15 protein-coding genes are annotated in these 13,729 nt (G+C 73.5%); 9 read left to right on the top strand and 6 right to left on the bottom strand.

What is annotated here, in order from left to right; translation table 11 throughout:
• Positions 1 to 919, bottom strand: a 919-nt coding sequence (locus AB0J42_RS36815; protein ID WP_364303064.1) for a helix-turn-helix domain-containing protein, incomplete at its 3' end; no start/stop codon positions are given.
• Positions 920 to 1,039: 120 nt separating this feature from the next.
• Between AB0J42_RS36815 and AB0J42_RS36810 the strand changes: the two genes are divergently transcribed.
• The 3 genes from AB0J42_RS36810 to AB0J42_RS36800 are packed head-to-tail and all read left to right on the top strand — an operon-like array spanning position 1,040 to position 4,135.
• Positions 1,040 to 2,401, top strand: coding sequence for an amidohydrolase family protein (locus tag AB0J42_RS36810; protein ID WP_364303062.1), 1,362 nt, complete (start codon positions 1,040 to 1,042; stop codon positions 2,399 to 2,401).
• Entirely contained in the window at positions 2,394 to 3,431 is a 1,038-nt protein-coding gene (locus AB0J42_RS36805) for an amidohydrolase family protein (protein ID WP_364303060.1), read from the top strand. Before AB0J42_RS36810 ends, AB0J42_RS36805 begins: the two co-directional genes overlap by 8 nt.
• Positions 3,428 to 4,135: an SDR family NAD(P)-dependent oxidoreductase gene (locus AB0J42_RS36800; protein WP_364303057.1), complete on the top strand. Its 708-nt coding sequence runs from the start codon at positions 3,428 to 3,430 to the stop codon at positions 4,133 to 4,135. The genes AB0J42_RS36805 and AB0J42_RS36800 overlap by 4 nt, the downstream gene beginning before the upstream one ends.
• A gap of 16 nt (positions 4,136 to 4,151) precedes the next feature.
• On the opposite strand, the gene AB0J42_RS36795 is transcribed toward AB0J42_RS36800, so the two are convergent.
• Positions 4,152 to 5,066, bottom strand: a complete 915-nt coding sequence (locus AB0J42_RS36795; RefSeq protein WP_364303054.1) for a TIGR03621 family F420-dependent LLM class oxidoreductase — start codon at positions 5,064 to 5,066, stop codon at positions 4,152 to 4,154.
• A 77-nt stretch (positions 5,067 to 5,143) separates the two neighbouring features.
• Here AB0J42_RS36795 and AB0J42_RS36790 point away from each other — a divergent pair, with 77 nt between their 5' ends.
• Genes AB0J42_RS36790 through AB0J42_RS36780 form a run of 3 tightly spaced genes read left to right on the top strand, consistent with a single transcriptional unit; the run spans position 5,144 to position 7,379 of the window.
• The gene (locus AB0J42_RS36790; RefSeq protein ID WP_364303052.1) at positions 5,144 to 6,193 is read left to right on the top strand and encodes an LLM class flavin-dependent oxidoreductase; all 1,050 of its coding nucleotides are present in this window, start codon (positions 5,144 to 5,146) and stop codon (positions 6,191 to 6,193) included.
• Complete coding sequence (locus tag AB0J42_RS36785; protein ID WP_364303050.1) at positions 6,190 to 6,660, top strand: nuclear transport factor 2 family protein; 471 nt, start codon at positions 6,190 to 6,192, stop codon at positions 6,658 to 6,660. The genes AB0J42_RS36790 and AB0J42_RS36785 overlap by 4 nt, the downstream gene beginning before the upstream one ends.
• A gap of 23 nt (positions 6,661 to 6,683) precedes the next feature.
• Positions 6,684 to 7,379: a ThuA domain-containing protein gene (locus AB0J42_RS36780; protein ID WP_364303048.1), complete on the top strand. Its 696-nt coding sequence runs from the start codon at positions 6,684 to 6,686 to the stop codon at positions 7,377 to 7,379.
• A 63-nt stretch (positions 7,380 to 7,442) separates the two neighbouring features.
• On the opposite strand, the gene AB0J42_RS36775 is transcribed toward AB0J42_RS36780, so the two are convergent.
• From AB0J42_RS36775 to AB0J42_RS36760, 4 genes are all read right to left on the bottom strand, one after another.
• Positions 7,443 to 8,222 carry an SDR family NAD(P)-dependent oxidoreductase gene (locus tag AB0J42_RS36775; RefSeq protein ID WP_364303046.1) on the bottom strand — a complete coding sequence of 260 codons (780 nt, stop codon included), beginning with the start codon at positions 8,220 to 8,222 and terminating at the stop codon, positions 7,443 to 7,445.
• Positions 8,223 to 8,346: 124 nt separating this feature from the next.
• Entirely contained in the window at positions 8,347 to 9,087 is a 741-nt protein-coding gene (locus tag AB0J42_RS36770) for an SDR family oxidoreductase (protein WP_364303044.1), read from the bottom strand.
• A 33-nt stretch (positions 9,088 to 9,120) separates the two neighbouring features.
• The gene (locus tag AB0J42_RS36765; protein ID WP_364303042.1) at positions 9,121 to 9,336 is read right to left on the bottom strand and encodes a ferredoxin; all 216 of its coding nucleotides are present in this window, start codon (positions 9,334 to 9,336) and stop codon (positions 9,121 to 9,123) included.
• Complete coding sequence (locus AB0J42_RS36760; protein WP_364303040.1) at positions 9,336 to 10,556, bottom strand: cytochrome P450; 1,221 nt, start codon at positions 10,554 to 10,556, stop codon at positions 9,336 to 9,338. The genes AB0J42_RS36765 and AB0J42_RS36760 overlap by 1 nt, the downstream gene beginning before the upstream one ends.
• A 201-nt stretch (positions 10,557 to 10,757) precedes the next feature.
• Here AB0J42_RS36760 and AB0J42_RS36755 point away from each other — a divergent pair, with 201 nt between their 5' ends.
• The 3 genes from AB0J42_RS36755 (at position 10,758) to AB0J42_RS36745 (ending at position 13,139) form a co-directional block, all read left to right on the top strand.
• The gene (locus tag AB0J42_RS36755) at positions 10,758 to 11,957 is read left to right on the top strand and encodes a cytochrome P450 (RefSeq protein WP_364303038.1); all 1,200 of its coding nucleotides are present in this window, start codon (positions 10,758 to 10,760) and stop codon (positions 11,955 to 11,957) included.
• 297 nt (positions 11,958 to 12,254) lie between these two features.
• The gene (locus AB0J42_RS36750) at positions 12,255 to 12,662 is read left to right on the top strand and encodes a nuclear transport factor 2 family protein (RefSeq protein ID WP_364303036.1); all 408 of its coding nucleotides are present in this window, start codon (positions 12,255 to 12,257) and stop codon (positions 12,660 to 12,662) included.
• 6 nt (positions 12,663 to 12,668) lie between these two features.
• Positions 12,669 to 13,139 carry an Lrp/AsnC family transcriptional regulator gene (locus tag AB0J42_RS36745; RefSeq protein ID WP_364303034.1) on the top strand — a complete coding sequence of 157 codons (471 nt, stop codon included), beginning with the start codon at positions 12,669 to 12,671 and terminating at the stop codon, positions 13,137 to 13,139.
• Positions 13,140 to 13,729: the final 590 nt, after the last annotated feature.

The following is a 13,729-nucleotide window of genomic DNA, read 5'->3' as shown; positions in this document are numbered from 1 at the left end:
GGGGGGGGGGGGGCCGGGGGGCTCCCGGGACCCCCGGGTGGCCGCCGCGCGCCCGGGGGGGGGGGGGGGGCGCGCCGGCCCCTCTTCTCAGCAGCGCGGCCGCGGCGCCGTGGTCGGCGCGCAGCCGCAGCAGCGCCGGATCCGACTTCCAGAAGGACTCGAAGTCCTCCGCCGCGAACTTCTCCACGATCAGGTGCATGGCGATGTCATGGCGTACGTACTCGACCGCGACCAGCACCACCGCGGGATCGTCGGTGTAGACGCCCCAGGCGTCATCGTTGATCACACCGCCGATGACGGCCTGCTCCCGGTCGGCCACCACGACCAGCAAGCGGCAGCCCAGGTTCTCCAGCGCCACCTGGGGGCTGGAGAAGCGGTGCTGGGTGGTGTGGCCCACCGGGTCGGGGTCGTCGCCGAAGACGACCGCGGAGACGTCGACGCCGTCGGCCTCCGCCCGGCGGGCCAGGGGCTTGAGCGGCTCCAGCTCCGCCGGCCAGCCGGACAGGAACAGGTCCCGGCGGGCCGCGGCCACCACGTCCTCGGCCCGGGTGAGCAGCGACGCCCGGTCGGTGAGATTGTGGATCAGCCGCACCTGGGTGGGCGAGGCCACCTCGGGCAGCGACTCGCGCAGGGTGCTGATCGACTGGTCGAACTCGCGCCGCATCCGGTCCAGCAGCGACATCGGGGGCAGCGAGATGTAGCCCACGCCCGCGTCGCCGAGCCGCACCTCGTAGGCGGCGCCCCGGCCGACGAGCTTGCCCAGCGTCTCGTAGACCGTGCTGCGCGGCACCCCGGATCGCTTGGCCACCTCGTAGCCGTTCAGCGGAGCGCCGGCGGCCACGAGCGCGACGTAGGCCTTGGCCTCGTAGCCGGACATGCCGAGGCGTTGGAGCTCTTCGATCACTCTCTGCTGAGACACGTTGCCATCGTCGCATCCCCCCGGGCCCCGGGACCACTTCCGATCTTGTCAAGGCCAGTCTAGCCAGGACATCGATTAGTAGTTAACCTTCTGACGCATAGCGATGTTCGAGGAGAGCCGATGGCCGACAGCATCTTGATCACCGGAGGCGCCGTCATCGACGGCACCGGCGCCGCTCCCCGCGCGGACGAGGCGGTGCTGGTGCGCGGCGACCGCATCGTCGCCCTGGGCGCCGAGGCGCTCGCCCAGGCCGAGTCGGGTGGCGTGGACGAGCGGATCGACGCCGCCGGGCGCACGGTCATGCCCGGGCTGATCGACGCCCACACCCACCTCAGCTTCGGCGAGCCGACCGGCAACGACGAGCTTTTCCACCACCGGACGCAGGGCTACAGCTCGATGCTGTCGGCCTACTTCGCGCGCAAGGTCCTCCGCGCCGGGGTCACCGGCGTGCTCGACGCCGACTGCCTGTGGTCCATCGGGGTCGAGCTGCGGGACGCGATCGACACCGGCATCGTCGAAGGCCCCCGGATGCGCGCCGGGGGACAGGCCCTGATGACCATGCTCGGCGGCACGGCCGGGCGGATGGTCGCCGACGAGGGCACCACCGGCTACGCGACCGTCGTGCACAACCGCGACATGATGGTCAAGGAGGTGCGCCGCCAGATCAAGCACGGGGTCGACTGGATCAAGATCATGGTCACCGGCCTGATCCCGTCCATGAAGGGCCCCGAGGTCAAGGTCTGGAGCTTCGACGAGCTCCGTACCGTCTGCGACGCCGCGCACGAGCTGAACACCAAGGTCGTCGCGCACTGCCGCAACTCCGAGAGCACCCGCGACGCCGCCAGGGCGGGCGTCGACATGATCTACCACGCCTCGTACATGGACGACGAGGCGCTCGAGGCCGTCGTCGAGTCCGGCACCGTGCTGTGCCCGACGTTCACGCTTCTCGGCAACCTCGCCGACTACGGCGAGAAGATCGGCGCCGCGCCCGAGCTGCTGGACGTCTTCCGCGCCGAGATCGAGGTCACCGCCGCGCAGATGGCCAAGGCGCACGCAGCCGGCGTGCCGTTCCTCACCGGCTCCGAGACCGGCTTCGCCGTCACCCCCGTGGGCGAGTGGCACGCCCGCGAGCTGGAGATGTTCGTCCAGTACATGGGCATGACGCCGATGGAGGCGATCGTCGCGGCCACCCGCAACGGCGCCTTCGCGCTGCGCATGGAAGGCGAGGTCGGCACGCTGGAGACCGGCAGGCTCGCCGACATCATCATCGTCGACGGCGACCCGCTGAAGGACATCACGATCCTCCAGGACCGCACCAAGATCGTCGAAGTGATCAAGGGCGGTCAGCGGATCGACATCACGACCCCCATCCCCGAGCGCCGCATGCGCCCGGGCGACCAGGTCAGGTTCCTGGCGTCCTGCCCGCTCACCCGCGGGCTCGCCCTGAACGAGGAGCAACTGGAAAGGCTGGCCCATGTCTGATGTTCGTCCCACGGCGGAGTCGCCGTCCGGGCGGCGGGCGCCCGTGATCGACGTGCACGCGCACGCCGTGCTCGAGGTCAGCTTCGGGGCGGCCGGCGAGGCGGGACCGGAGCTGGGCGCCTCGGCCGACGGCACGCCCTTCTACCGCGTCGGCGGGTACGTCCTGAACGGCGTGCGCTACGCGGGCAGCCCGTTCATGGACGTGGACGTCCGCGTCGCGGCCATGGACGAGGCGGGCATCGACGTGCAGCTGCTGTCGCCCAACCCGCTCACCTACTTCGACCGGCTGGACACCGACGCGGCGGTGGCCTTCGCGCGCACCCACAACGACGCGCTGGCCCAGGTCGTGGCCAAGTATCCGGACCGGCTGCTCGGCGCCGCCCAGCTGCCGGTGCAGGACATCCCCGCGGCGATCGCCGAGGCCCGGCGCGCCGTGCGCGACCTGGGCATGGCCGCCGTCTACATCGGCAGCGACCCGGGCGGCCGCACGCTCGACGACCCGGCGCTCGACCCGCTCTACGAGGCGCTCGTCGACCTGGACGTGCCGCTGTTCGTCCACCCGTCGCCGCTCGGCCCCGACGGGCCGCCGGCCGACCCCCGGCTCCGGCGCTTCGACCTCGACCTGCTGCTCGGGTTCGCCTACGACGAGACGCTGGCCGTGGCCGCGCTGGTCTTCGGCGGCGTGCTGGAGCGGCACCCCGGCCTGGACGTGTGCATCTCGCACGGCGGCGGCGCCGCGGCGTTCGTGGCGGGGCGGTTCGCCCGTGCCGTGGAGAAGCGCCCGTGGGCCGGCGCGAAGCTGCGCGAGAACGGGTTCGAGCACTACTACCGCCGCCTGTGGTTCGACACCCACGTCCACGACGAGCTGGCGCTGAAGCTGCTCGCCGAGCACGCGGGCACCGAGCGGCTGGTGTTCGGCACCAACTTCGCCGGCTGGGACTCCGGCGCCTACGAGGGCCCGGGGCTCGACCCCGCGCTGCTCGCCGCCAACGCCGCCAGGCTCCTGCGCCGGAAGGACTGGAGCACGTGACCTCCCGCCCGGAACCGGCGCCCGGCCGGGTCCTCGTCACCGGCGGCGCCTCCGGCATCGGCCTGGCCTGCGCCGGTCTGCTCGCCGCCCGGGGCTGGGACGTCCAGGTCGCCGACCTGCGTCCCGGACCCGGCCGGCACGAGCTCGACGTGGCCGACCGGTCGTCCTGGGAACGCGTGCTGGAGGCGGCCTGGCCGCTCGACGCCCTGGTGAACTGCGCCGGCCACCGCAGCCGCGGCGGGATCACGGAGCTGGACGCCGCCGAGTTCGAGCGCATGCTCTCCGTGCACGTCACCGGGACGTTCCTGGGCGTCCAGGGCTGCGCCCGGCGCTGGCTGGACGCCGGGACCCGCGGTGCCGTGGTCACCGTCAGCTCGGTGACCGCCACCCACGCGGTCACCGGCCAGCCCCACTACGTGGCCGCCAAGGCCGGCGTCGCCGGGCTGGTCCGGGCGGCGGCGGCCGAGCTGGCCCCGGCCGGGATCCGCGTCAACGCCGTCGCACCCGGCATCATCCGCACGCCGATGACCGCGGACCGGCTCGGCTCGCCCGAGCAGACGGCGTGGCTGATGAACCGGGTGCCGATGGCGCGCGCGGGCGAGCCCGGGGAGATCGCGGAGACGGTGGCGTTCCTGCTCTCCGCGGGCGCCTCCTACCTGACCGGCGCGGTGATCCCGGTGGACGGCGCCTGGACCGCGACCTGACGGCCGGGTCCGGGCGCTACCCGCCGATGACCGGGGCGAAGGACGGCAGGTCGGCTTCGTAGAGGGTCACGTAGCCGAAGCCCCAGCGCTCCTCCAGCTCCGCGAGCCGCTCGGCCACGGCCCCCCGCGGGCCGATGAGACAGTGCGGGGACGCCAGCATCTCCTCCGGGGTGATGCCGAGGCCGAGCGCGGCGATGCGCCGGGCCGCCGCCTCCGCGGGGCGCTCGGTCACCTCCGCCCAGTAGGCGATCAGGTGCAGGACGGGTGAGCGCCCGCCCGCCGCCTCCCGGACCCAGGACAGCTTCTCCTCGGTCGCCTCCGCCGCGGCCGAGCGGGCGGCGTGGGTGGCGGCCCGGCCCTCCCGCAGGTCGAAGTTCACACTGACGATGTCGGCGTACCGCCCGGCGACGGTCAGGACCCGCCGGCCGCCGCCGCCGACCAGCAGCGGCGGCGCCGCGGTGACCGGCGGCACGTTGCGGTAGCCGGTGACCGAGCAGTGCTCCTCGGCGGCGTCGACGGGACCGGCTCCGGCCCCGAGCACGGTCTTCAGCAGCCGAACGGTGCCCGCGAGCCGGTCGACGCGGCGGCCGGCGGGCTCCCGGACGATGCCGGAGATGGTGTAGTCCTCGTCCATCCACCCCGCGCCCAGGCCCACCTCCAGGCGCCCGTCGCAGAGCAGTTGCAGGGAGGCCAGCTCCTTGGCCAGCACGGCCGGGTGGCGGAAGTCGTTGTTGAGCACGAGCGTGCCCAGCCGCAGCCGGTCGGTGTGCTGCGCGGCGGCGGCCAGCGCGATCAGCGGGCTGACCGGCGAGCGGTCGAAGTGGTCGGACACCTGGAGCGCGGCGGCCCCGGAGTCCTCCACCCGCCTGACCCGGTCCCGCCACTGCGCGGCAGAGACGAGCGGCTCCATCATCAGCACCCCGACGTCCACCCGGACCGCCTCCGCTTCCTGTCGAAGATCAGTTTTTAGGAGTATAGTTTCTAACTACTATCGAAGGCGAGGGTGAGATGACCGACGTGTCGCCAGGGCGGCGCCGCAGCTTCGGGGTGGGCCTCTACACGGGCCAGCGGAACGCGGGCGCGCACTATCGCGACGCGGTGCCGCTCGCCGTCGCCGCGGAGGAGGCCGGGTTCGACTCGTTCTGGGTCTCCGAGCACCACGGCCTGCCCGACGGCTACCTGCCCTCCCCGCTGACCCTGCTCGCCGCCCTCGCCCCCGCCACGTCCACGCTCGCGCTGGGCACCGGGGTGCTGCTGGCCCCGCTGCACCATCCGCTCCGGATCGCCGAGGACGCCGCCGTGGTCGACCAGCTGTCCGGCGGGCGGCTGATCCTCGGCCTGGGCATCGGGTACGCGGCCCACGAGTACGCGGCGTTCGGCGTCGACCCCGCGACCCGGGGCGCCCGGCTCGACGCCCTCGTCCCGGCGCTCCGCGCGGCCTGGTCGGGGGAGCCGGTGCACAGCCCCGAGCTGGGGCTGGGGGGCGTGCGCGTGACGCCGCCGCCCGCCCGGCCCATCCCCATCTGGCTCGGCGGCTATGCGCCCCGGGCGGTGCGCCGGGCCGGCCTGCTCGCCGACGGCCACCTCGTCGGCAGGGGAGAGCCGCACATCGTCCGCGACGCCTCGGGCCACCTGGCCCCCGTGCGCGACCCTGCCGACCCGTCGTTCGTCCGCGCGGTCAACGTGACCTGCGTGCTGGACGCGCCGGGCGCCGGGACGACGTCCGCGCTGCGCGCGTTCGCCGGGCAGCAGCGGATGTACGAGAGTATCCAGGCTGGGCGCGACGTCTACGCTGGGCTCGTCGCAGACCCGTCCTCCGGAGCCGGTGGGCTCGCGGAGGGCTCGGTGGAGGCCTACGTGCAGGCCCGCGGCGACGCGGACGCGGTCGTGGCGGCGCTGACCGGCGTGCTCGACTCGCTCCACAAGTGGGCGAACGTCCACCTGGTCATCCGCCTGCTGTTCCCCGAGCCAGATCTGGACGTCCAGCTGCGCCGCCTGCGCCTGTTCGGCGACGAGATCCTGCCCCGGCTCCGCGCCCACCGGACGGAGGCGCGATGAGCGAGCTCGCCGACCGGCTGGCCATCGCCGACCTCCTCGCGCTCTACTGCGAGCGCCTCGACGAGTACGACATCGACGCCGTCGCCGCGCTGTTCACCGAGGACTGCCGGACCGACTACGGGCCGGGCCGGGGCGGCGCGGTGATCGGGCGCGCCGCCGTGCGCGACCGCATCGCGGCCGGGCAGGCCCAGTTCCGCCGCACCCACCACCAGCTGGGGCAGAGCCGCATCACCCGGCACCCCGGCGACCCGGACCGGGCGAGCGCCGTCACCTACGTCACCGCCGCCCACGAGGAATGGGACGGCTCCCGCTGGCGCGCACACCTGCGGTACGTCGACGGGCTCAGGCGGGAGGGCGGCTCCTGGCTGATCGAGAGCCGGAGCGTCCTGGCCGCGCTGGTGGATGGCAGACCGGAGATCGTCTGGAACTGGGTGCCCCGGCGGCCGCCGGAGCGCCAGGCTGACTGACCCCCTATCGCGAAGGACGTGCCATGCGTGCCGTAGTGCTGTCCGGCGGGCTCACCCACGACTTCCCCGCCACCACCGCCTGCCTGGCGGAACTGCTGTCCGAGCAGGGCCTCCAGGCCGAGGTGCACACCGACGTCGACGCGGCCCTGCACGCCCTGCCGGGCGCGGCGCTGCTGGTCGTGAACGCGCTGCGCTGGACCATGACCGGGCCCGGCACCCCCGACCGCTACCGGGCCCTCGCGGACGAGGAAGGGGCCAGCCCGTCGGCGGGCGCCCGCGCCGCGCTGGCGGCCCACCTTGCGGCGGGCGGCGGCCTGCTCGGCATGCACACGGCGAGCATCTGCTTCGACGACTGGCCGGAGTGGGGGCGCACACTCGGCGGCGCCTGGGTCTGGGGCCGCTCGCACCACCCGCCCATCGGCCCCGCGGTCGAGGTACGCCCGGAGGGCGGGCACGAACTGGTCGACGGCCTCGATCCCTTCACGGTCGTCGACGAGGTCTACGGAGACCTGGACCTCGCGCCGGGGATCGTCCCCCTGCTGACCGCCCGCCAGCCCACCGGGCCGGACACCCGGACCCGGCATCCCCTGCTGTGGGCCCGCGAGCACGGCGGCGGCCGCGTGGTCTACGACGCGCTCGGCCACCACCCCCCGTCGTACGAGGTGCCCGAGCACCGCGAGATCGTCCGCCGCGCCATCCGCTGGACCACCCGCGGCTGACCGTACGAAAGAAAAGGGGGTGCGTCACGTCGCTGTGACGCACCCCCTTCTCGTCGGGGACCGTCAGCCCTCGGCGAGGCCGACCGAGTCCACCGACGCCGGGCGGGGCAGCGAGGCCAGCGTGCTCTTGATCAGGCCGCCGTCGACGGCGAGCGTCTGGCCGCTGACATAGGCGGACTTCTCCGAGCCGAGGAAGAGCACGGCGGCGGCGATGTCCTCCGCCGAGCCCAGCCGGGCCAGCGGCACCGCGCCCTCACGTACCCGCCGCACCTCGGGATCGGCGTAGATGGCGTCCGACATGCCCGCGTGGATCAGCCCGGGAGCCACGCAGTTGACCCTGATGCCGTGCTTGGCCCACTCCATCGCCATGTGCTCGGTCAGCCGGACGACACCGGCCTTGCTGGCCGAGTAGGCGCCCGCGTGCGGGGCCGCCGCGATGCCGTTGATCGAGGCGAGGTTGACGATCGCACCCCCGCCGGCCTGCGCCATCGCCCTGGCGAGCGTCCTGCCGACGATGAAGGTGCCCGTCAGGTTGACCCGCAGCGCGGCCTCCCACTCGGCCACCGGCAGGTCGAGCAGCGGCCCGAACCGTACGATGCCGGCGTTGTTCACCACCAGCCGCGGCGGCACGGGCAGCCGCGCCGCCGCCGCGCGCACCGACTCCTCGTCGGCGACGTCGACGGCCGTGCTCACACACGCGTCCCCGATCGCGCGGGCCGTCCGCTCGACGGCTGGACCGTCGATGTCCCATGCGGCGACCCGGTAGCCCTCTTTCACGGCGTACTCCGCGATGACGGCCCCGATGCCGTGCGCCGCCCCGGTGACCACGGCCCATTTCGTCATGCTTTTTCTCTCCTTGTCGGCCTGAATTGCCGTACTGGTTCAGCGTCGTTATAGCCATAACGGCGCTAGTTGATGCGAGCCGTGGTGGCGCGTGGTTCACCACGGTTGCCGGCGCACCATGCCGTCACAGCAGCGCCTGGTAGGCGCCGCCGTCGACCGGCAGCGCCGCGCCGGTCAGATAGCCGGCCTGCGCGGAGCACAGGAAGGCGACGACCGCGCCGAAGTCGGCCGGCTCGCCGAGCCGGCCCGCCGGCACGTCGCCGACCGGCGGGGCGTCGCCGTACACCTGGGTGACGCGTTCCGTACGGTGCAGTCCCGGCTGCACGGAGTTCACCGTGATCCCGTCCGCCGCCACCTCGCGGGCCAGCGTGCGCAGGAAACCCGTGGCGCCCGCGCGGGCGGTGTTGGACAGCGCGAGGTTCGGATACGGCTGCCGGACGCCCAGCGAGGTGATCGCCACGATCCGGCCCCAGCCGCGCTCCCGCATGTACGGCAGCGCGGCCAGGGACATCCGGACCACGGCCAGCAGGCTGCGTTCGAGCGCGGGCTGGTACGCCTCCGGCGGCGTCTGCGCGATCGTGCCGGGCGGTGGCCCCGGGCCGTTCACCACCAGGATGTCCAGGCCGCCCATCAGCGCCGCGGCCTCCTCGACGAACGCGGCGGCGCCATCCGGCCCGGACACGTCCGCGCGCAGCCACCGCACGTCCTTCCCGAGCCGCTCCGCGGCGGCGCGGGCCCGCTCCGCGTCGGAGCCGCAGATGGTCACCTGCGCCCCCTCCGCGGCGAGCGCGGCCGCGCTCGCGTAGCCCAGCCCGGCGCTCGCCGCCGCCACCGCGGCGCGCCGTCCCCGGATCCCCAGGTCCACGGCTACCGCCCGGACGCGGGGCGGGTGCTCCGCTCAGTGGACATCGATCTCCTCGTCCCCCTCGAAGACGCGGATGGCGCCGGAGGGGCAGTCCCGCGCGAGGTCGAAGATCTCCTCGTCGGGCAGCCGCGGCGCGCCGGGGACCAGCTCGACGATCTCGTCGGAGTCGAACCGGAACGTCTCCGGCGACTCGGCGACGCACTTGCCGGAGCTGATGCACACGTCCCTGTCGAGCTCGATCCGGTACATCACTCGTCACCTCCGATCAGGACCGGGTAGGAACCCCAGTAGGGCCGCTGCGTGTTGGCGTCACGCTGCGGCGGGTTGTCCGGGTCGCGCCGCACCCCCGCCTGGAACATCCGTTGGACCACGGCGGTGACCAGGCCGAAGAGGTGGTCGTCCGGGCTGCGGCCGGCCCGCTGCACGAGCCCGGCGGCCAGGTCCTGGCCGATGCACACATGCATCCCGGCGGCGAAGCTCAGCCCGAAGGGGGCCACGTTCGGCGGGAGCGTGCGGTTCGGGTCGAACTCGGCGGCGTCCGGGCCGAAGGCCGCCGGGTCGCGGTTGACCGCCTGCAGGTCGATCACCACGGTCGCGCCCTCGGGGATCTCGATGCCCGAGCGCAGCGTGACCGGCGCCAGGGCGCGCCGCCGGCCGATCGGGCTCGACGGGTTGAGCCGTACGGTCTCGTGCACGCAACGCTGGACGAACAGCGGGTCGGTGGCGGCGAGCCCGGCGTCCTCGGGGTGCGCCTCGGCCCAGGCCAGGATGTGGTCGACGGCGCGGACGAACGCCGTGGCGCTGGTGTGCGCCCCGGCCAGCAGGAAGAACGCGACCTCCCGGCGGACCACCTCGGGCGGCAGTCGCAGCTCGTCGCCGTGACGTAGCAGCGTGGCCAGCACGTCGCTCGGGACGTCGACCTCCTCGCCGGCCGCCTCCCGCTCCAGCAGCTCGCGGCGGCGGGCGATGGACGGGGCCAGGAACTCCGCGTCCCAGTCCTCCAGCGCCTGCGCGATCACGCGCCGCTGCTCGTCCTTGTCCTTCGTCGAGTGCGCGAGCGTCGCGCCCTCGACGAACTTCATCATGTAGTCGTAGAGCCGCCGGGTCTCCTCGGCGGTGCCCTCCGGGCGGTCGACGCCCGCGGTCAGGGCGGCGAGGTTGAGCATCAGCTCGTGCCCCAGGTGCACCAGGTCGACACGGCCCTCCGCCAGGTAGGGAGCCAGGGTCTGCTCGATCACCCGCGGGAACAGCTCGCGCTCGTAGCGCTCGAACACGTCCCGCCGGAACATCCGGTTCTCCACGCGGCGCCGGGACCGGTGCTCCTCGCCGTGCAGGTTCACCAGCACGTCCGCCATCACGACCTCGCCCTCGTCGTAGAGGGACTGGCGCAGATCCTTGCTGCGGTAGGCGTCCTTGGCGTCCGCGAACGTGGTGAGGATGATGGTTGTCTCCTCGGCGACGGCTGTCATCTGGACTCGCTCCTCCGTTGGCGCACGACCGGATCAGAGACGTTGCCGGTCCCTGTGCAGGGTCTCGTGACCTGGCAAGCGGCGTCAAGTCCCTAACGACGGTTGTCACCACGGGATAAGGAGCCAGACCTTCCCCTAGACGGTCCTCCTTGATAGCGTCGTTAGTGTTCTAACCCCGTGTGACTCAGAAGGCGCGAGGCGATGACGACGATCACCCTTGACGGTTACGCCGACGTACGCGAGGCATTCCGGTTGCGCGACCTGAAGCAGGCGCTCTACGACGAGGGCGGCGTCGTCATGGCCGACTGCCTGCTGGTGCTGCACGGGGACGACCACCGGGTGCGGCGCCGCGTGGAGAACCGGCTGTTCCGCCGGGGCACCTTCCGGCACTGGGAGCGCGAGTTCCTGCGCGACGTCGTACGGGACACGCTGGCGCCGTTCGTCGCCGAAGGCCGCGCCGACCTCGTCGAGCTCGGCTACCGCACGATCATGAGCCTGACCGCGATGGTCGCCGGCATCGACCGGCCCACCGGCAGCGCGGCCGAGGCGGACGCCCTCTACCGCTACGCCAAGAAGTTCTCCGAGGGCGCCACCCTGGTGCACACCACCCGGGACCCGGAGGTCGTCCGGGCCGAGGTACGGGAGGCGCTGGAGGAGTTCGACGCGACGTTCCTGCAGCCGTCGCTGGCCCGCCGCCGCGAGCTGCTGGCCCGGCACGCGGCCGGTGAACTGGACGAGCAGGACCTGCCCCGCGACGTGCTCACCGGTCTGCTGCGGCACTGGGACGAGCTGGGCATCGACGAGGCGATCCTGCTCCGTGAGTGCGCCTTCTACCTTCAGGCCGGTTCGCACAGCACCGCCGACGCCTTCACGCACTCGGCGGACGAGTTCTTCGGCTGGGCCCGCCGCGAACCCGCCGCCGCCGAGAAGGCCCTCGGCGACCCGGCGCTGCTCCAGCGCTGCGTGCACGAGACCCTGCGCCTGCACCCGGCCAGCCCGGTGGCGCAGCGCCGGGCGCTCGCCCGGGCCGTGCTGCGCGACGGCACCGAGATCCCCGAGGGCGCGTCCGTCGTGCTCGACATCGCGGCGGCCAACCGCGACCCGCGGGTGTTCGAACGGCCGGACGTGTTCGACCCGCTGCGCGAGGTCCCGGACGGCGTCCCCCGGTGGGGCCACGCCTTCGGCGGCGGCATGCACGCGTGCATCGGCACCGAGCTGGCCGGCGGCGTCCCCGAGCCGGAGAAGGCGGACCAGGCGCACGAGCAGGTCCTCGGCACCGTCACGCTCATGCTGTCCGCGCTGCTCGAGGCCGGAGCCAGGCCCGACCCGGAGCGGCCGGCGCAGCTGGACCCGAACTCCTCGCGCCACCACTTCGCGTCCTACCCCGTGGTGTTCGGCTGACGGAAACCCACGGGACGGCGGGCTCTCCGGGGGTGACGGAGACCCACGGGGTCAGACGGTGGACGCTCACGCGGTGACGGCCGAAGGCTGCGGCGGGACAGCGACGCCGGTGGCAGGCACGCACGGCGTGACGCCCACGGACCGGACGGTGGACACCGACGACTCCTACGGCAAGCGATGCCGCCAGCGGGCACTCACGGTGCGACGCCCGCGGGCCGGCCGACGACTCCTACGGCAGGACAGCGACCCCGGTGGCGGGCACTCACGGTGTGACGCGGATGAGAGGTGGAGACTCGGGTGACAGACGGGCAGCGGCTGACGGCCGCCTATCGGGTGACACAGCGATTCCTCGACGCGGTGCGGGCCAGGGACCCGGAAGCGGCGGCGGCCTGCTTCGCCGAGGACGCCACGTACGCGAACGTCCCGCACCCGCCGGCGGTCGGCCGCGACGCCGTCGCGGCGCTGCTCGGGCCGATCCTGCGGCGCTCCGAACGGGTGCGGTGGGACCTGGTGACGGCGAGCTACACGGACGATCGCGCATGGCTCGAACGGGTCGACCGGTTCTGGATCGACGGCCGTGAGTACTCCGTCGCCTGCAACGGCGTCGCCGAGGTCGACCCGTCGCGCGAGCTGATCACCGCCTTCCGTGACTACGTCGATCTCGCCCCCTGGCGGGCGGAGATCGGCCCGGTGCTGGCGGGCTGACCGCCCGTGGACCTCGACGCCCTGGACCTCGCACTCCTGCGCCTGCTGCTGGAGGAGCCGCGCGCGGGCTACCGCGAGTACGCCCGGGTGCTCGGGGTGGCCCGGGGCACCGTGCAGGCCCGCATCGCCCGGCTGGAGCGGCGCGGCGCCATCACCGGCTACGCCGCGCACGTCTCCCCGGCCGCCCTCGGCTACACGGTGCAGGCGTTCGTCCACCTGCACCTCGCCCAGGGCATGCTCGACGACGTGACGGCCCGGCTCGGGCAGCTCCCCGAGGTGCTGGAGGCGCACTCCACCACCGGCGAGGGCGACGTGCTCTGCCGGATCGTCGCACGCGACAACGCGCATCTGGAACAGATCGTGCAGGCCCTGCTCGCCCTCCCCGGCGTCGTGCGCACCCGCACCGAAGTCGCCCTCCGCAGCCGCGTCCCGTACCGGGTGCTCCCCCTCCTCCAGCAGGTCGAACCGGACCCCTGAACCTCGCGGCAGGGACCCGGCCGGGCGATCCCAGCTCCGGGTTCAGGTGACCGTCGCACGCTGCCACGCCGGGCCATTCCCCGGCCACGCGCGTGTCTGCGGCGATGAGGTCCGGCGGCGCGAACCGCCACGCCGGGCCATTCTCCGGTGACGCGCGCCATATCCCGGGGCGACGCGGCCCGGCGGTGTGAATCGCCGCCCAGGTCATTTTCTGGTGACGCGTTCTGGTGACGCGTGCCATCCCGGCCGTCTGGGGCGACGAGGTCCGACGGCGCGACGATGCCTGGTCTTTCTGCGGCGGTACCGGGTCAGAGGCGGGCGCGCCGGGCGAGGCCTGGCCGGATGCTGCGTGGCGAGGGGGCCGGGTTGGGGTGTGCCGCGAAGGTCCGGTGGGCGCGGCGTCCGCGGTGATGGTGGTGGGTGAGACCCGGCCCGAGGGAAAAGGCCGGGCCTCACCCCGTCCCCGGGCACCGGCGGGGCGGGCCGGGCCCGGGTGTCTTAGAACTCCTAACAGAATGATCAGCGGACGAGGCGGCGCCAGCAGATGATGGCAGCGGCCAGCGTCATGAAGGCCTCGTGGATGTCATCGC

The sequence above is a fragment of the Nonomuraea sp. NPDC049649 genome (assembly GCF_040675175.1).
GTDB lineage: Bacteria > Actinomycetota > Actinomycetes > Streptosporangiales > Streptosporangiaceae > Nonomuraea.
This window is presented reverse-complemented; position numbering and strand designations above follow the sequence as displayed.